This window comes from Kroppenstedtia sanguinis (assembly GCF_050433445.1).
Classification (GTDB): domain Bacteria; phylum Bacillota; class Bacilli; order Thermoactinomycetales; family DSM-45169; genus Kroppenstedtia; species Kroppenstedtia sanguinis.
In genome coordinates, this window is the sequence record NZ_JBNPXF010000022.1 from 38,883 (window position 1) to 56,612 (window position 17,730).

General features: G+C 53.5%; 19 protein-coding genes. 2 read left to right on the forward strand and 17 right to left on the reverse strand.

Annotation, left to right across the window (positions count from 1 at the left end; all coding sequences use genetic code 11):
* Positions 1–102 precede the first annotated feature (102 nt).
* Positions 103–798, forward strand: coding sequence for a hypothetical protein (locus tag JOD24_RS12810; protein ID WP_380165572.1), 696 nt, complete (start codon positions 103–105; stop codon positions 796–798).
* 527 nt (positions 799–1,325) lie between these two features.
* Here JOD24_RS12810 and JOD24_RS12815 read toward each other — a convergent pair.
* The 17 genes from JOD24_RS12815 to JOD24_RS12895 all read right to left on the reverse strand — a co-directional run bounded on the left by JOD24_RS12815 (position 1,326) and on the right by JOD24_RS12895 (position 16,062).
* Positions 1,326–1,586, reverse strand: coding sequence for an HPr family phosphocarrier protein (locus tag JOD24_RS12815; protein WP_380165570.1), 261 nt, complete (start codon positions 1,584–1,586; stop codon positions 1,326–1,328).
* 39 nt (positions 1,587–1,625) lie between these two features.
* A complete protein-coding gene (whiA, locus tag JOD24_RS12820; protein ID WP_380165568.1) occupies positions 1,626–2,576 on the reverse strand; it encodes a DNA-binding protein WhiA in 951 nt (316 codons plus the stop codon).
* A 42-nt stretch (positions 2,577–2,618) separates the two neighbouring features.
* The gene (locus tag JOD24_RS12825; protein ID WP_380165566.1) at positions 2,619–3,587 is read right to left on the reverse strand and encodes a gluconeogenesis factor YvcK family protein; all 969 of its coding nucleotides are present in this window, start codon (positions 3,585–3,587) and stop codon (positions 2,619–2,621) included.
* Between the two features lie 22 nt (positions 3,588–3,609).
* Positions 3,610–4,491 carry an RNase adapter RapZ gene (rapZ, locus tag JOD24_RS12830; protein ID WP_380165564.1) on the reverse strand — a complete coding sequence of 294 codons (882 nt, stop codon included), beginning with the start codon at positions 4,489–4,491 and terminating at the stop codon, positions 3,610–3,612.
* Between the two features lie 35 nt (positions 4,492–4,526).
* On the reverse strand, positions 4,527–5,486 hold the full coding sequence (locus tag JOD24_RS12835; protein WP_380165562.1) for an ROK family glucokinase: 960 nt from the start codon (positions 5,484–5,486) through the stop codon (positions 4,527–4,529).
* 55 nt (positions 5,487–5,541) lie between these two features.
* Positions 5,542–6,006 (reverse strand): 8-oxo-dGTP diphosphatase, encoded by a 465-nt coding sequence (locus JOD24_RS12840; RefSeq protein WP_380165560.1) that lies wholly within the window; start codon positions 6,004–6,006, stop codon positions 5,542–5,544.
* Between the two features lie 157 nt (positions 6,007–6,163).
* Positions 6,164–6,643 carry a CBS domain-containing protein gene (locus JOD24_RS12845; RefSeq protein ID WP_380165558.1) on the reverse strand — a complete coding sequence of 160 codons (480 nt, stop codon included), beginning with the start codon at positions 6,641–6,643 and terminating at the stop codon, positions 6,164–6,166.
* Positions 6,644–6,800: 157 nt separating this feature from the next.
* Positions 6,801–8,534 carry a tetratricopeptide repeat protein gene (locus JOD24_RS12850; protein WP_429247042.1) on the reverse strand — a complete coding sequence of 578 codons (1,734 nt, stop codon included), beginning with the start codon at positions 8,532–8,534 and terminating at the stop codon, positions 6,801–6,803.
* A gap of 456 nt (positions 8,535–8,990) precedes the next feature.
* On the reverse strand, positions 8,991–9,620 hold the full coding sequence (gene hisIE, locus JOD24_RS12855; RefSeq protein WP_380165554.1) for a bifunctional phosphoribosyl-AMP cyclohydrolase/phosphoribosyl-ATP diphosphatase HisIE: 630 nt from the start codon (positions 9,618–9,620) through the stop codon (positions 8,991–8,993).
* A complete protein-coding gene (gene hisF, locus JOD24_RS12860; RefSeq protein WP_429247043.1) occupies positions 9,617–10,375 on the reverse strand; it encodes an imidazole glycerol phosphate synthase subunit HisF in 759 nt (252 codons plus the stop codon). The genes hisIE and hisF overlap by 4 nt, the downstream gene beginning before the upstream one ends.
* A complete protein-coding gene (gene hisA, locus JOD24_RS12865) occupies positions 10,372–11,112 on the reverse strand; it encodes a 1-(5-phosphoribosyl)-5-[(5-phosphoribosylamino)methylideneamino]imidazole-4-carboxamide isomerase (RefSeq protein ID WP_380165550.1) in 741 nt (246 codons plus the stop codon). The genes hisF and hisA overlap by 4 nt, the downstream gene beginning before the upstream one ends.
* The gene (gene hisH / locus JOD24_RS12870) at positions 11,109–11,732 is read right to left on the reverse strand and encodes an imidazole glycerol phosphate synthase subunit HisH (RefSeq protein WP_380165548.1); all 624 of its coding nucleotides are present in this window, start codon (positions 11,730–11,732) and stop codon (positions 11,109–11,111) included. Before hisH ends, hisA begins: the two co-directional genes overlap by 4 nt.
* Position 11,733: 1 nt before the next feature.
* Complete coding sequence (gene hisB, locus JOD24_RS12875; RefSeq protein WP_380165546.1) at positions 11,734–12,324, reverse strand: imidazoleglycerol-phosphate dehydratase HisB; 591 nt, start codon at positions 12,322–12,324, stop codon at positions 11,734–11,736.
* Positions 12,317–13,600 carry a histidinol dehydrogenase gene (gene hisD / locus JOD24_RS12880; protein WP_429247044.1) on the reverse strand — a complete coding sequence of 428 codons (1,284 nt, stop codon included), beginning with the start codon at positions 13,598–13,600 and terminating at the stop codon, positions 12,317–12,319. The genes hisB and hisD overlap by 8 nt, the downstream gene beginning before the upstream one ends.
* The gene (hisG, locus tag JOD24_RS12885; protein WP_380165542.1) at positions 13,597–14,241 is read right to left on the reverse strand and encodes an ATP phosphoribosyltransferase; all 645 of its coding nucleotides are present in this window, start codon (positions 14,239–14,241) and stop codon (positions 13,597–13,599) included. The genes hisD and hisG overlap by 4 nt, the downstream gene beginning before the upstream one ends.
* Positions 14,234–15,403, reverse strand: a complete 1,170-nt coding sequence (hisZ, locus tag JOD24_RS12890; RefSeq protein ID WP_380165540.1) for an ATP phosphoribosyltransferase regulatory subunit — start codon at positions 15,401–15,403, stop codon at positions 14,234–14,236. Before hisZ ends, hisG begins: the two co-directional genes overlap by 8 nt.
* Positions 15,404–15,471: 68 nt before the next feature.
* The gene (locus JOD24_RS12895; RefSeq protein WP_429247045.1) at positions 15,472–16,062 is read right to left on the reverse strand and encodes a non-canonical purine NTP pyrophosphatase; all 591 of its coding nucleotides are present in this window, start codon (positions 16,060–16,062) and stop codon (positions 15,472–15,474) included.
* 294 nt (positions 16,063–16,356) lie between these two features.
* Between JOD24_RS12895 and JOD24_RS12900 the strand changes: the two genes are divergently transcribed.
* Entirely contained in the window at positions 16,357–17,439 is a 1,083-nt protein-coding gene (locus JOD24_RS12900; RefSeq protein ID WP_380165536.1) for a quinone-dependent dihydroorotate dehydrogenase, read from the forward strand.
* The last annotated feature ends 291 nt before the right edge of the window (positions 17,440–17,730 follow it).

The following is a 17,730-nucleotide window of genomic DNA, read 5'->3' on the forward strand; positions in this document are numbered from 1 at the left end:
GCTTTTTCACTGTTTTTTTCCCGAATTTTTAATTGCTTTTTAACAGCTTTATATGATACGCTAACTTTGGGTAAGTGATGGGCATGCTGAGGAGGACATGCTTTGAGGACTGCCGCGTTCACGATGATGATATTGTTGTTGACCTTCACGGCAGCACCCTTCGCCTTCGCTGAAACTCCCCAGGAGAATACTGCCCTCCAAGCCGTCTATACTGTCAAAGATGGCAAACACCAGGTGGAAGTCTCCCTTCCCGAGGGGACTCAACCCCTCGGAAGCTGGTTCACCACTCTTAACGGAAGTGATGAACAAAGCTCACCTGAAGACGCCGGATTGAAAAAATTCACCGCAGAATACGACGACCTGGTACCGGGAAGAAACTATCAGATCATCGCCGTGTTCTACGGAAAAGATGGCGAACAACCCGTCGATCTGAACGGCTGTTTCCAACTCGAAGCCCAGGATGCCGATTCTGCAACAGATCCGATCCAGTTGAAGGATTGCGGATTTGACGAAATTGCGGAACAGGCCAAAAAATCAGAGGCGGCGCAAAATGCAGGAACAGCGCCGACGGATGATCCGGCCACACCCTCGGGTGACGGAAACACCGACAACTCCGGGACCTCTTCCGATGAAGAAGAGACCGGAACCCTGCAACAGATGAACAGCAGTCAAAAAGAGTCTGGGGGGCCGATGCCGGAAACCGGCGTGGATGCTTCCCCTGCCCAACTCGGACTCCAACTGTTCTTGTTGGGATGCGCCCTTTTAGGCTTCCGTTCTCTGCGTCAACCGGGTAACTAAGACGACGGTTGATCCGGCAGTCTCCACAGCAGATGCCCGTATCTTTCCGGGTTGAGGAGGGTTTCGGCGGAAGCGATCATGGTGTCACCGTATCCCTTTCACATATGGAATTACAGCATCGGGTTGCAAGCCCCCAGTGACATCATTCTCTACCGAAATTTAAATCATAATACTTAAACGCCCATCCACCCGCAGACAGACCGAACTTGGTCTGTCTTTTTTCTAGATGGATTGAAGTGGGTCTGACCCATTCCCGCCTTTGAGGTGGATCCCGTTTTCTAAGAAATGCACCCCGATTTTCTATGTCAAGAGCAGGGTACAACCCAGTGGGACCCCCACCTTGATAGACCAAAGGGTCAGGGAATTATATTATATAAAAATAACTTTTCGTCTATTGAAACAGCTCGGCCCCCGTCGTATCATAAGATCAAGAAGGCCAAGACCTTTACAGATAGATAAAGATCAGACCAAGACAGAGCGCCGGTCCTTTGTGAGGACCGGCGCTCCTATTCGGTCGGTATCCGCGGTTACAAATCTTCCTTGCTGACGATGGCAGCTAAGGCTTCAATCGCTTGCTCCGCATCGGAACCCTCAGCGGAAATAGTGATCTCCGAACCATAGGCCACCGCCAGACTCATAATCCCCATGATACTTTTGGCATTCACTTTTTTATTGTTTTTGCTGACAAAGATCTCAGAGCTGTACTTATTGGCCTCCTGGACGAATAGCGCCGCGGGACGGGCATGGAGCCCCGTTTTCAGATTCACAGTCACATTTTTTTCAGTCATGGATCATCCCTCCAAGGAATGTATAAGATTTGGGCTGGGTCACAATGTATGATCAGTGGATCCAACTCTCAACTTTTGTGCGATTTCCTCCAACTTACGGAGTCGGTGGTTGATCGCCGATTTGCTCACCTTTCGTCCTGGAAGCATCTGGCCCAGTTCCGTCAGTGAGATCTCCGGATGATTCAGCCGGGTCTCAGCTACTTCTCTGAGCCGGTCCGGCAATTGATCCAGACCGATTTCCCTGTCAATCAGACGGATATTTTCCACCTGTCGCATTGCAGCCTGAATCGTTTTGTTCAGGTTGGCGGTTTCACAATTGACGAGTCGGTTGACAGAGTTTCGCATATCTTTCAGAATCCGGACATCTTCAAACCGGAATAAGGTGCTATGGGCACCGATAATATTCAGGAATTCGCCGATTTTATCCCCCTCTTTGAGATAAACGACGAAGCCTTTTTTTCGTTCCAGCCATTTTGCATGGAGATGGTACCGGTTCATCAGGGAGCACAAATCTTCACTGTGATCCTGATACGTGGAGACCATCTCCAGGTGGTAGGAGCCGCTGTCCGGATTGTTGACAGAACCGCTAGCCAGGAAAGCCCCTCGTAAATAGGATCTCACACAGCATTCCTTTGCTGTCAATTCAGGATCAATCCCACTGATCCCTTCCATCCCCTTCCCGAGGATTCGTAAATCCCGAAGAATCCCTTCTGCTCCACTGGACAGACGTACCGCATAGGTATTATTCTTCTTCAACCGGATCTTCTTGCGCACGAACACTTCCGGTTGCACTTGGTACAGTTCCTTGATCAGAGAGTAGGTGCGACGGGCGATCGCATTGTTCTCAGTGGTAAATTCCAGACCGATTCGACCGTTTCCGATCTGAACCGTTCCATTCATCCGTATCAACGCCGACAACTCCGCCCGGCGACAACAATAGGGAGATTGGATGCGAGTCAGTTCCTGTTTGGTGGCGGATGCAAAGGACATCCTCCGTCACTTCCTTCATCCTCTGTCACGACCCTCCGACCCTTATGCCTGAACCAGGCGACGAACCCATCGATTCAGTTTGGCGGCATCATGTCGGACTACCTGCTGAAATTGCATCAGATCATCCGCAATCACCTGACAACCGAATCTCTTTAAACGTTCCACATCCGCCCGCACCATCCCGGACCCTTCCTGGGCATAACGTTCTTGAATGGAAGCTGGTGGGATTTCCTTGTTTACAATCACCACGTCAAAAAAACCTTCCCCTACATGGTCCTCAATGGCGGTCACGTGGTCGGCTGCTGTATAGTAATCCGTCTCTCCCGCCTGGGTCATGACATTACAGATGTATATTTTTTTTGCATGGGACTTGCGGATGGCGTCTGCCATCCCTTTCACTAATAGATTGGGCAGGATGCTGGTGTATAAGCTACCTGGTCCGATGATGATTCCATCTGCCGCCTCAATCGCTTGCAAGGCCTCTGGCAGCGGATGGGCCACTTTGGGTTTCAGAAAGACACGGTGGATCTTTCCACCCGCTTGGGGAATGCGGGATTCTCCCTCCACCACACTCCCGTCTTCCATGACCGCACACAGATTGACTTCTTCGCCTGTGGAGGGAAGAACCTGACCGCGGACAGCCAGCACCCCGCTCATATACTGAATGGCATGATTAAAATCTCCGGTGATATCTTTTAAGGCAGCGAGCATCAGATTTCCAAGGTTGTGTCCGGCCAAACCATTTCCATTCTGAAAACGGTATTGCAACACCTCTTCCAGCAAAGGCTCTGCATCTGCCAAAGCCACCATCACATTGCGTATATCCCCAGGTGGAGGCATCTGCAGATCATTCCGGATCCGGCCGGAGCTGCCGCCATCATCAGCGACGGTGACAATGGCTGTGATCTCCATAGGAAGTTCCTTCAACCCACGCAACATCACGGACAGGCCGGTTCCTCCTCCTACCACCACGATACGCCGTTTTCGATGGCAGGCTTCTTTTGTCTTCATGGTGGACACCTCTTATTCTCTGTCAACCGCTCTTCTCGATGTCCCGGTGTGTTGCTCGAGTCTGTTCATGATCCTGAAAATAACGGTTCAAGTATTCGGCGATGGAGACCGACCGGTGCTTACCACCAGTACAACCGATCCCCACCACCAAACTGGTCTTTCCTTCCCGTTGGTAATGCGGGAGAAGAAAGGAGAGCATATCCACCAACTTTTCGAGGAACTTCCGTGTCTCCTCCCACTTCATCACGTAGTCGTTCACATCCGCATCCAACCCGGTATTGGGTTTGAGGGACTCCACGTAATGGGGATTGGGAAGAAAACGGACGTCAAACACCAGATCGGCATCGATGGGAATACCATACTTAAACCCAAAACTTTGAAAGGTGATGGCCAAACGGTCTTGATCCCTCCGGGCAAAGCGGGAGCTGATCTTCTCTTTCAGTTGGGCCGGTTTCAAATGGCTGGTGTCGATAATCTGATGGGCTCGTCCTTTAATCTCCTCCAGCAGATTGCGCTCCAGACGAATCCCGTCCATGGGACTTCCCTCTGGAGCCAGGGGATGGCGACGACGGGTCTCTTTGTACCGGCGGACCAACACTTGATCCGCCGCATCCAAAAAGAGAATCTGGTAATGGATATTGTGATGTTTTTCCAAGGTGTCAAGGGATTCAAACAGCGTAGGAAAAAACTCCCTTCCCCGCAGATCCGTCACCAAGGCCGCTTTTCTTAGTTTCCCGCCGGACTGCTCCAATAACTCAGCCAGCTTGGATAGTAAAACAGGCGGCAGGTTATCGATGCAAAAATAGCCGAGATCCTCTAGGCTCTGCATTGCGACGGATTTGCCCGCACCCGACATCCCGGTGATCACCACCAGCTGAATCTCTTGGTCCGTTTCAGCAACCATACCCCGTCACCTGCTTTCATTCATTATATGATATTTTAACCCATCATGGTTCCTTTTGCAGTTAAACCTGCCGCACCAATCATCCCTGCGTCATTACCCAGTTGGGCCGGAAGGATCTGAACCCCTCGGGCCGAATCGGGTAAGGTATGGCGGTGATAAGCTCGGCGCAGAGGAGCAAAAAGAGTCTCTCCCGCACCCGATACCCCACCGCCGATCACAAAGGCGGCGGGATGGTTGATCAAGGTCAAGATGGCCATCACTCGGGCCAAAGCATCGACAGCGGTGTCGATCACTTCCAGGGCGACGGAATCCCCCTTCTCTGCTGCATTCACGATTTCCCGGGTGGTGAGGGTCCCTGTCTTCACACTGGATTTCAAAGAAGTGTTGCGCCCGGCTTCCACGGCTACTGTCACGAGTCGAACCAGGCCTGTGGCTGAGGAAATGGTCTCCAGACACCCCCGTTGCCCGCAACCGCAAGGGACCCCCTCCGGCTCCACCGGAATATGACCGATCTCCCCCGCCAGTCCAGCACCATGAATCAAACGATTGCCGGCGATCACACCCCCGCCGACTCCCGTTCCCAGAGTGATCAGAATCATATCGGTCAGTCCGGCACCCGCTCCGCTCCAGGCTTCTCCTAGGGCTGCCACATTAGCGTCATTGTCGAGAACGACAGGGATTCCGAGCAAATCTTGCAACTGATCCCGGATCGGCACATCCTCCCAGGGAATATTGGTGAGACGGAGAATCTTCCCCTGGGCCAGATCCAAAAAGCCAGGTGCTCCCAGTCCAAGTCCTTTTACATCCTTCCAGGGAATCCCCGCCGACTCCACTAACTGACGGGCTCCCGCCGCCATTCGCTCCACACCGGCTTGGGCCCCCTCCCCAGGACATGTGGGCATCTCCACCTTGTGCAGGAGATGCCCTGTCTCATCAGTGACCCCTAATTTGATCGAGGTTCCTCCTAGGTCGATTCCGATGAAGTTTCCCCCCATGGTTTCCGTTCCCCCCCAAAACTTGCTATGAATATACTTGATTGTATCCATCGGGTCAAGCCAGGCCACCATGCAGATGATGACGGAGCACTTCTTCCTCTCGGTTATATACCCATCGGCCAATCGATAGCGGTCCGCCATCCAGCACATCGGACAGAATTTTCCGATCTATTTCCGATGTGGGAAGACCCCTCACCTGATCCAAGGGATGCCAGCAGAGTTCTCCCTCCGGAGAGTGGGGAAGAAGCTCTCCACCATATCCTTCCGCCCGAAAGGTGAACATCATCCACTCTTTCTCCAGCTTTCCCCTCTCTTCCAGACACATGGTAAACACACCACAGAGTGAAGGATCTCTCAGCATCAAGCCCGTTTCTTCCTCGTACTCTCGGCAGACCGCTTCCAGCACGGTTTCTTCGGGTTCCATCTTTCCGCCTGGTGCCACCCACCAGCCACGACGGGGTTTTTTCAATAGCAACACCTGACCTTCTGAGATCAGAATGCAATTTGCAATCCGTTGCATGGGCTTCACCTCTGAAATGTGAATCTGTACACAGTTCAGACACAAAAAAAGCGGGTTTTTTCAACCCGCGTAGTGTGTTCTGTGAGAATGTTGATCGGGGCCACTCCCTTATTATACAGGAGGTCTCCCCTGATAACCAACAGATCTTGGAGCCGGATCATACTTTTTGGGTTCCTTCTTGTCCTTCCCACACGCTTTTGAAGAATTCCTGCTGAAAAAACTCTGTCACTTTCTCCATCAGTACTCTGCGCGTCAAGATTCCGATGAAACGATTGTCTAGATCGATCACGGGAATGTAAGGGCGGTCCAACAACACATCAAAGGCAAAAGAAAAAATGGAGTTGGACAAAATGCCCGAATGGTTTTGATCCATCGCATCCCGAACATTGATATTGGCCAGACGATCCAAGTGAAAATGGCTTCGATTCAACATCAAGTCGAGAATGTCCGTTTTGCTGATGACCCCTTCCACCTTCCTGTCATCATCGATCACAGGAACGGAGGCATATCCTTTCCGGGTCAAAACCAACAGGGCCCTCTCCAATGTCCAATCCGGGTGAACCGTCACTACTTTTTCCCGGGGGACAATCAAAGGAGAGATCTCACGATCAAAGAGACTGAGTTGCTCTTTTTCCATCGCAAACTCCTCCCGATCAGAGGTGAAAGATGAGAGGTGAGACGTGAGAACCAGGATCCCGCCAACAGTCGATGACCCCTTCCAGCCTTTTTCAAACCGAAAGGATCCCGGGAAGGAATGGTCAAAAGCCCCTGCCCGGGACATGGGGAAGTGAAATTCAAGTGCGAGGTTCATCCCCTTCGTTTGCACGGCATACTTGCTCCAGGAAACGAACATTCCGCCCCACAGTGGAAGAAGAAACCGCATGCCGTTTGGCGACAGACTCCTGGGTGAGGGAGCTTCCATGCAGTCGGGCCACGATATATTCCAATGCCGCAGCCCAGCCTTCCACCTTGCGGATCTCAGGGAAATCAGCGCGATGTTCACGGAGAAATTCAGACCAGATCAGCTGTGCATCATTTAAATGGGCCGTATCATACCGCCCTTTCATCCCTTCCAGACAACAGTGGAGAACCTGCTCCCACGTCTTCAGCCACCCTGGGAGCTCCTGAGCCAGTTCGTGGGAGTGGATGGTCATCTCTCGACTCTCCAGAACCACTCGGTAGGGTTGGGCCGCACCGATTTTTTTCAATACATAGAGAGCCAGCCGCTTCAGGTCATCCTCTTCTTCCCGTTTCATCAAAAAATTTCGGAGAACCTGCTCCACTTCTTTGTCACCCAACCACTCAAAAACTTGAAGCACCTGCAATTTGGTCTCTTTATCCCCGTAATTTAACGCCCAGAAAAAGGAGGAACGTATCAACGGGTTTTGCCGGATCTGTTCCGGAATGGTACTCCGTTCCCGGTCCAGTTGCATCAGTTGCTCTTCAAAGGGCAACTGGTAGTGATAACTGACCGGGGGCACCTGTTCCGGCGGCAGGTGTTCCCGTTGTTCCAATTGATTGAGATAGAAAACGGGGACCTTCGAGTCCGGATCCAGTTCCTGGGCCAGACGCCAATACTTGCGGGCCCGATCAAAGGATTTGCTGTTGAAAGCAGCGACTGCCGCATAGTGGTACAAACTGGCCTCGGGACGCTCTTCCCGCTTGATGAGTCGAAGGAACATGTCGAAAGCGGCTTCATGCTCCCCCAGAATCCCCAAAGTGGTGGCCAATTTATACATATGTTCCGGGTAAAAAGGAATCCACTTTTTCAGCAGTCCGACCAACCGGTTCCGACTCTCCCACTCCCTCAGATGTTGGGTAAACACGGCTAGATTACAGAGAGCATGCAAGTTTCCAGGATCGGAGGCCAATACACGCTCAATGGTCTCCATCGCCTGATCGACGTCACCGGTGTAATAATAGGCTAGTGAGAGATTGTTCATCACTGCGTGGAAATCAGAGTGTTCCTCCAACAATTCCTCCAGGATCTCCATCGCCTGCAAGAACCGGCCTGACTCCAGGCATTCTCTCGCCTCATCATGCTTGCTCATCCAATTTTGCCTAGGTCTCACTTGGGGTTGACGGGGTTGGCGAGGTGAACGGCCCAGTTCATAGGCCAACATCTCCAACATCTCCTCCGCCTCCGCCGCGAACTCCCCGTTCCGCTCTTCCTCCAGATAGTGGATCAAGTACTCTTCGGCCAGTTCAAACTCATCCATGTTGGCCGCATTGTTCGCCATATAAAACCAACACTCGGACAAATCCGGATCCACTTCGGTCAATACTTTCTCCAATACCTTGTTCGACTCTTCAAAACAGCCCATCTCGGACAGTATTCCCGCCAGATTACACTGATTGACCGGATTGTCCGGTTCTTTTTCAACTGCCAGCCGAAAGTATTTCAATGCCTTATCATAACGGTGGCGATCCAGAGAACGAACAGCCCGTTCAAAGAAAAATCCCGCATCCAACCGTAACCGGACCACCTTGTGTTCTTTGGAGCATGCATCGGCATGTTGTTTTTTCATCGCTACTCCCCACCCATCACACAGGGTCATGAGGTTTTGTTGAGTACATGTCGGCAAAAGTATATCATATTCGAAGTGATTTTACATACCTGATCCAACCGGTGCCGATGGACACCAGTTTCGCTCCCACTGGCACCTACACACGGGATCGATGGCACTCCCATCCGGTCTCACTGGAGACAGGAATATTCCGACACCTCAAGCAATCACACTCTCGAGATGGGAGGTTCCCCATTTTATTGTAGAGACAATTTCATCCCTCCGTCAACTGGCATCTCTTTTCCTGCGAAGCACAGCAATACACCCCTCTCCCAGCTGGAAAAGGGGCGCGCCCCATTCATCTTCGGTCTCTCCTGGCCCACATCAGGAAAAGCGTTGTGATTTAGGAACGGGGTTTCACATTTGGGTACCCAAGTTCTGACGAACCAAAGACGCTCCATGTGAAACCCCCTCCTCCTAATGGGCACCCTGTCGACCTTGCAACTCCGAGAGAACCCGGTCCAAGGGAAGATGCTGTTGTCTGAACAGGACCATCAGATGAAAGAGGAGATCCGAGGCTTCCCAGGCCAATTCCTGATGGGACTCATTTTTGGCCGCAATAATCACCTCTGCCGCCTCTTCCCCCACTTTCTTCAAAATCTTGTCCACTCCTTCATCGAACAGATACGATGTGTAAGAATTTTGGGGACGGCGGGAGTCCCTGTCTGCAATCACCCGCTCCAGGGTATTCAAGATTGCATAGCGGTCTGGGGAATCCACTTCGTCGGCTCCTTGAAAACAGGAATACTCCCCACTGTGACAGGCCGGTCCCTGGGGCTGGACTCGGATGAGGAGGGCATCCTGGTCACAATCGGGTCGGATCTCCACCACCTGCTGGGTATGGCCGGAAGTGGCCCCTTTATGCCACAACTCTTGTCTCGAGCGACTCCAAAACCAAGTCTCCCCGGTTTCCAATGTTTTGGCGAGGGAGGTTTCATTCATATAAGCCAGGGTGAGTACCTCTTTGCTGATCGCATCCTGGATGATCGCCGGAATCAGCCCATCATCGTCAAAGTGGAGCTCGGTTGGATCCAGACGCTGTTTCACCGGACGTGCACCCCCTTCTCCTTGAGATACGCTTTGAGTTCCTGCAGGGGAACCTCTCCGTAGTGGAAGATGGAAGCCGCCAATGCCGCTGCCGCCCCGGTATGGGTGAAAACATCGTAAAAATGTTGCCGATCTCCAGCCCCTCCTGAGGCGATCACTGGGATCGGGATCGCTTCTGACACGAATTCAGTCAGTTCCAAGTCAAACCCACCTTTATGCCCGTCTCGGTCCATGCTGGTCAGCAGGATCTCCCCTGCTCCCCGTTCCGCTACCTCTCGGGCCCAGTCCACCACTCGTCTCTCTGTGGGTTTGCGGCCACCGTGGGTATAGACCCACCAGTCTTTCTTCTGCGGATCATAACAGGCGTCGATCGCGACAACGATACACTGACTTCCAAACTGGCGGGCGCCCCGGTCGATCAGATCCGGTTTTTTGACAGCGGCGGTGTTGATAGAAATTTTGTCTGCCCCGGCCTGGAGCAGAGTGAGCATATCCGCAGTGGAATGAATCCCGCCTCCGACGGTAAAGGGGATATTCAACACCCCAGCGGCCTCCTGGACTACCTTCACCATCGTTTTTCGCCCTTCGACAGTGGCAGAAATATCGAGGAAGACCAGTTCATCGGCACCTGTCTGATCGTAAAGGGCTGCCAATTCCACCGGATCTCCGGCGTCTCGCATGTGAGCGAAGGAGATTCCCTTCACCACCCGTCCATCCTGGACATCCAGACAAGGGATCACCCGTTTCGTAATCATCGGCCCCCCTCCGTTACCGCCAACAACCCGGCTTGCAGATCGACATCCCCGGTATAGAGAGATTTCCCCAGGATAGATCCTTTCACACCTAGCGGTGCCAATCGTGCCAAGGCAGTCAGATGATCTAGATGACCCACCCCGCCGGAGGCGATCACCTCTTTTCCCGTTGCCTCTGCCAGAGCACGGACCCCAGCGATATTGGGGCCGGTCCGTGTCCCATCCCGGGAAATATCGGTGAAGATAAAGGTTTCCGCACCGTGATCCGCCATCTCACAGCCCAGGTCCTCCACCCGGTTTTCTGAGGTTTCCAGCCAACCATGGGTGGCCACCTTGCCCTCCCTGGCGTCCAAACTGAGGGCGAGCCGGTCTCCATAATGGCGAAGGGCTTCCTTGACAAGAAGGGGATCATCGATAGCTGCTGAACCGATCACCACCCGGGAAACCCCCAAGGAGAGAAGCTTCTCCAATCGCTTCAGATCCCGGACGCCACCCCCGACCTGTACCGGGATGCTCACCCCATGGAGGATTTCTTGTACCGCCGACAGATTGACAAGGTCTCCAGTTTTGGCCGCGTCCAAGTCCACCACATGCAACCAGCGGGCTCCCTCTTTTTCCCAACGGCAGGCGATCTGAACCGGATCCTCTCCATAGACTGTCTCCCGCGCAAAATCCCCCTGAACCAGGCGGACGCAACGTCCCCCTCTGAGGTCGATGGCCGGATACAACGTAAAACTCATCCCACCGTCACCCTTTCTTCACAGAGAGCAACGAAGCGCTCCAATAGCCGGCGACCTGTCTCTCCGCTTTTTCCCGGATGAAACTGCATCCCGAAGAGGTTGTTTCTGCCCACGATAGCCGTGACGGGCCCGCCATAATTGGTCACAGCCAGAACATCCTCGGGATTGTCGGCGAGCACATGATAGGAGTGAGCAAAGTATACCCTTCCTTCTCCCACTCCCTGTAACAGCCGATGAGGCCCCTTGAAACGAAGTCCGTTCCAACCCATGTGAGGAATCTGCTGATCCTCTTTAAAGCGAACCGCATGCCCGGCAAACAGATTGAGACCCTGATGGTACCCATGCTCCTCACTTCCGCTAAACAGCAACTGCATTCCCAGACAGATCCCGAGAAGGGGTGTCTCCCTTTTCAAGGCGACTTCCTTGATCACATCCACCCATCCCTGCTCTTTCAAAGCCTTCATCCCACTTCCAAAGGCTCCTATTCCTGGCAGAATCACTCCATCTGCCTGTTGAATCTCCTGTGGATCGGAGATAACTTGGACCGAACTTCCCATCGGGTCCAGGGCCCGGCTGAGACTGTATAGATTACCCATTCCGTAATCGATGATGGCGATCACTTTACAACACCCCTTTGGAGGAAGGAACGGTGGTAACGCGGAGATCGACAGCTACCGCTTCATCCAACGCCCTTCCCAAAGCTTTGAACAGAGTCTCGATCCGATGGTGGGTATTCCCCCCATAGTGAAGAATCAAATGGAGATTCATGCGAGCCTCCAAGGCCAGTTTCCAAAAAAACTCATGTACCAGTTCCGTATCAAAACGGCCCACCCGCTGCGCAGGAAAATCGGCGCGAAACTCCAAGTGAGGACGGTTGGACAGATCCAACACCACTTGCCCCAGGGATTCATCCATGGGAATCCAGGCCTGACCATAACGGCGAATCCCGGTCTTATCCCCCAACGCTTCTCGGATGGCTTGGCCGAGACAGATGGCGATATCCTCCACTGTATGATGGTCATCCACTTCCAAATCCCCATCGGCTTCCACCCACAGGTCAAACAAACCGTGTTTGCAAAATAGCTCCAGCATATGCTCCAAAAATGGGACGCCGGTTTGTAAATGTGCTTTTCCGGTCCCATCCAGATCTATACGGACTCGGATCCTTGTCTCCCCTGTCTCCCTGTAGATCTCCGCAGATCGGTTACCCATTCTCCTCCCCCTTTATCATGCGGGTGCGAATCGATGCAGCATGGGCCGTCAACCCTTCAGCTTCCGCCAGCGTGATCACATGTTCCGCATCCCGCGCCAAAGCTTCCCGGCTGTAGGATATCAGGCTGGTCTTTTTCAGAAAATCATCCACCCCCAGCGGTGAAAAAAAGCGTGCTGTGCCGTTCGTGGGAAGAATATGATTGGGTCCGGCGAAATAATCCCCCACCGGTTCTGGACTCCAAGGCCCCAAAAACAGAGCCCCGGCGTTTTTCACCCGGCCCACCCAACTCCAAGGATCTGCCACCATCAATTCTAGATGCTCCGGAGCCAATCGGTTGGCCACTTCCAGCGCCTCATCGAGATCCTCGGTCAGACAGATGGCTCCCTGCTCTCGGATCGATTGGCTGGCGATCCCCTTGCGCTCCAGTCGATCACACTGTTGTTCCAATTCCAGTACCACCGATTCCGCCAGAGGTGAAGAAGGGGTGAGTAGGACAGGAGAAGCCATCGGATCGTGTTCCGCCTGGGATAGGAGGTCTGCCGCCACATAGGCGGGATCGGCACTTTCATCAGCCACCACCACAATCTCGCTGGGTCCTGCCACCATGTCGATATCCACCTGTCCATAAACCCATCGTTTGGCCAAAGCGACATAGATATTTCCCGGTCCGACGATTTTATCCACTGCCGGAACGGACTCCGTGCCCCAAGCGAGAGCCGCCACCGCCTGAGCACCGCCCACCTTCAACACTCGATCCACTCCCGCTTCCTGGGCCGCCACCAGGGTGGCAGCATGGACATCTCCCCCTGGCCGAGGCGGGGTGACCATCACTACCTCCTCCACACCTGCCACTGAAGCGGGGATTACATTCATCAGCACACTGGAGGGATAAGCCGCCCGTCCCCCAGGCACATAGACTCCCACCCGAGCCAAGGGACGGATCAACTGACCCAAAACCGTCCCGTCTGTCTCGGTTTCCATCCAAGAACGACGTTTCTGCCCCTCATGATAGCGACGGATCCTTTGCGCCGCCTGCCGCAAGGAATGAACAAAGGTTTGCTCCACCTGTCGATAAGCTTCTTCAAACTCGGACTTTTCCACCTCCAAGCTATCCAGATCCGCTCCGTCCAATTCCCGGGTAACTCGCAGGAGGGCGACATCCCCTTCAGTTCGGACTGCGGACAAGATTTCCCGGACGGTTTTTTCCTGATACGCTTCCCCATCCTCCACTTTCCGGCGCGTAGACAATTGCTCCGGACGGACCACCGGGATCATCGCAGAACCCCCTCTCCCGTAACCACCCGGGCCAATCGCTCAGACAACTTATCGATTCGTCGGCTTTTCAGACGGTAGCTGGCCCGATTGGCAATCAGGCGAGAGGTGACCCGGGTGATCTCCTGTAATTCCACCAGTCCATTCTCCTGCAAGGTTTGCCCCGTGGAGACGATATCCACAATCCGGTCAGCCAGACCCGTCAAAGGTGCCAGCTCCACGGAACCGTTCAGACAGATCACTTCCACCTGCTGTCCCTGTTCCCGGAACCAGCGATTGGCGATCCGGGGATATTTGGTGGCCACCTTAGGGTTTAAAACCGGTTGCCAATCCGGCTTTCCCGCTAGGGAGAGCCGACAGGGACTGATTTGCAGATCAAGCAACTCATAGACATCCCTTTCCTCTTCCATGAGTACATCCTTTCCTACCACGCCTAAGTCTGCCACTCCATGTTCCACACAAGTAGGCACATCCACCGGCTTCACTAACAGAAAAGAAAGGTCCTCTACCGGCGCTTCCACCCTCAACTTCCGGGAATCCTGCGCCAATTCTCGGGGCAGTTTTAGGCCTGCTTCTTTTAATAAGTCCAGCGCATCGCTGAAGATCCTCCCCTTAGGCATCGCCACAGTCAGTCTTTCATCCATCCCCATCCTCTTCTCTCACCTCCACGACCTGATCAAACCCGGCCCGCTTCTCCGGAGAAAAACCGGATTCCGCAATCAAGAGGGTGACCCGATGTCCCTGTCTACGCAATTCCTGTGCCTGCTGGCAAGCTTCCCGATGCAATCGGCGGGGACAGACCAGGGCAACCGCCTCCCGTGAGTCGGGCCTTGGGGGACAAGCCATCACCAACCGATCCGTCTTCAATGCGAATCCTCGCGCTGGAGCCGGTCGACCGAACAGAGCCATCAACCGATCATAACGCCCCCCAGACAAGAGGTAAGACCCGTCTGCTCCATATCCTTCAAAATACATCCCGGTATAATAATCGAGGCTTCCCGTCAGACTCAGATCGAACATCACATGAGAGGCAACCCCCCAATCCTCCAGGGCATCCCACATCGCTTCCAGGTGGGCGATCGCAGCCGCCGACTCTGTTCCCTGACTCTCCCGCTGCAATCGCTGTAACACCTCTCGTTCTCCCCGGAGGGACAGCAGAGCGAGGAGGCGTTGTTGCCTACACGTCGACAATTCCGATGTTCGAACTTTTTCCCGAAATTGGACCAGATTGCGACGGCCCAGACTTTTTTTCAAATCCGCCATCATCTCCGGCTCCCCCAACTCCTCCAGTAATCGGGCATCCAACAAACCGATATGCCCCAGGGACACCTGAATATTCTCGACACCGCAAGCTTGCAGACACTCCACCGCCAGGGCGATTACTTCTGCGTCAGCCTCTGGGGAGCTGTCCCCCACCAACTCCACCCCGGACTGAAAAAACTCGGCGTTGCGCCCTGCTTCCCATTCCTGAGAGCGATAGACACCGGCATGATAGGAGAGCCGAATCGGCAATGGCTCCTCTCTCAGCACAGAGGAAACGACGCGGGCGATCGGTGCCGTCTGATCCGGTCGCAGGACCAGCGTCTGCCCTTGACTGTCTAAGAGCTTGAACAACTTCTGCTCTGCGATGGCGCTGGCCATCCCGACAGTGTCAAAATACTCTAGGGTCGGTGTCATCACTTCCCGATATCCCCAGGCAGAGAAACGATCCTCCACCTGCTTTTCCACCCACCTTTTTCCGGAGACAAATTCAGGTGGGAAATCACGCACCCCCATGGGTTTTTCAAATTGGCGCGGTTTGGGCATCCACTGTCCACTCCCACGGATACTTTAGTTCATTAGCAAACTAAAGTATCAACATAATTTCTGCTAGTTTAACACCGGGAGAAACACCCGTCAATGTCAAATCGTTGCTTCAGCCAACTCGCCAATTCCTCCAGCGCTTTTCTTCGGTAGGAGTACTTCTTTCGTTCCTGTGGGCTCATTTGCGACAGGGTTCGCTCATCTCCTCGGGGGATAAAAATCGGATTGAAAGGAAAATCCGGTTCCGGCGAAAGATCTGCAGGATCCGCCTTCAATAGATGTCCCGGAGTTTTTCCGGAGAAGATCGCCGTCTCCCCGTCCCACAGCACTGCAACGGCCCCTTCAAACCAGGCTTCCCGGCTTTCTCCCTCTAAGAGCCTCATCACTCCCTTGTACCCAATGCGCTGAAACACCCGCTTACTGAGGATTCCGGGAAACCCGTCATAAGCACTGAAAAAGATCCCGGCATCATCCACCATCCCCCGTTGATAACCCATGGCCTGGACTTGCCGAAGTTTCTCTCGGGTCACTTCCTCCACTGAACCGAAATCCGGTTCTGCCAAATCCAACGGCAAAGAATCTACCTGGATTCCCATGGGCTCAAGCACCTGTCTCGCTTCCGTCAGTTTTCCTTGGTTTTGAGTGGCAAAGGGTAGTATCATCTGGACTTCCTCCTTTCTCTCTGCCGTTCATTATACTTCCCGCAACGGGGAGGATTGAAGGAGATCCCATGATCCATCTCTGTTGTTCAGATACAATAAACAGCGGGGTCGCATCATATCATCTTAAGAACCAGATCCGACCCTTCCCCTCCTAATGGAAAATAATGAGGCATCATCCTGGAGATCTTGTGTGCTGATCTCCTCCGCTCATCGGCAAGGTTTCCTTCTAGATAACACAACTTCCGGAAGTTATGATATGCTACGTGAAGAAGCTGAGGAAAGGACTCCAACAACGTGTATTCTTTCATACGCAACCTATTATTCCGAATGGATCCAGAACAAGCCCACGAGTGGGCCCTTCGCGGTCTCCGGACTGCACAAAACCTTCCCGGCCTGCTATGGGTCTTGGAACGGAATATGGCTGTCCGGGATCCACGATTGACGGTTCAATGCAACCAACTCCAATTTCCCAATCCGGTGGGATTGGCGGCGGGATTTGACAAAAACGCTCATGTCTACCCGGCTCTGGCGGCTATGGGCTTCGGGTTCGTGGAAGTGGGGACCCTCACTCCCAAGCCTCAACCGGGGAATCCTCGCCCCCGACTATACCGGCTTCCCGAAGATGAGGCGCTGATCAACCGGATGGGCTTCAACAACAGAGGCATCATCCAGGCATCCACCTCCCTGGCCACTCTCCCCCGCCCTGCCATCCCTATCGGGATCAATCTGGGGAAGAATCGGAAGACTCCGGGGGAGGAGGCGGCGGGTGACTACCGTACGGGCTTGCGGGCTATGTATCGGCATGGGGATTACTTTGTCATCAATATCAGCTCCCCCAACACCCAAGGACTGCGAGATTTGCAACAAGCGGACTCCCTGGCGAAATTGTTGTCTGTTCTGATCGAGGAGCGAGAGGAGTTGCGGGAAGAAACCGGGGAGATCCGTCCTCTGTTCGTCAAGCTGGCACCCGATTTAAGTCAGGATGCGTTGTCAGAGGCAGTCCGGATCGGTTTGGAACAGGGAATCGATGGCTTGATCGCGGTGAACACCTCTTTGACCCGGGAAGGGCTGAAAAGTCTCCACCGCACCGAGTCCGGAGGTTTGAGCGGACGGCCGCTTCAACCCCGCGCCCTCCAATGGATCCGACAGATCCATCGGGTCAGCGAAGGGAAGCTCCCCATTATCGGGGTAGGAGGAATCTTTGACGGAAAAGACGCATACCAGGCGATCCGGGCAGGCGCCTCATTGATTCAAGTATATACCGGCATGATTTACCGAGGCCCTTCTATTGCCCGTGCCATCAACCTGGAGTTACTTCAACTTCTGGAACAAGATGGTCTGACTTCCATCACCGACGCCGTCGGTCTAGATGCTTAAACAACCAAGAGACCGGTCAGCCTCAGCTGACCGGTCTCTTTTTTTGTGGCCTCGGTTGCGTCCGATCATTTCCCCCATAAAAAATACGTTGATAGAAACTACTTTGTGAAAGGGGACCCAAGTGGGTTAGGAAGGTACAGCGTAAGGAACAAATAACTGACCAGACCAACCAAGCGGTAGCATCCTAACGTGAAATAAGTCATCGCATATCCTTTATACCTTGTTGAATCGGAATCCCCATTTGCCAGAGAATGCGACTTCCATCAGGGCTGTTGATTAACCAGATGCGGC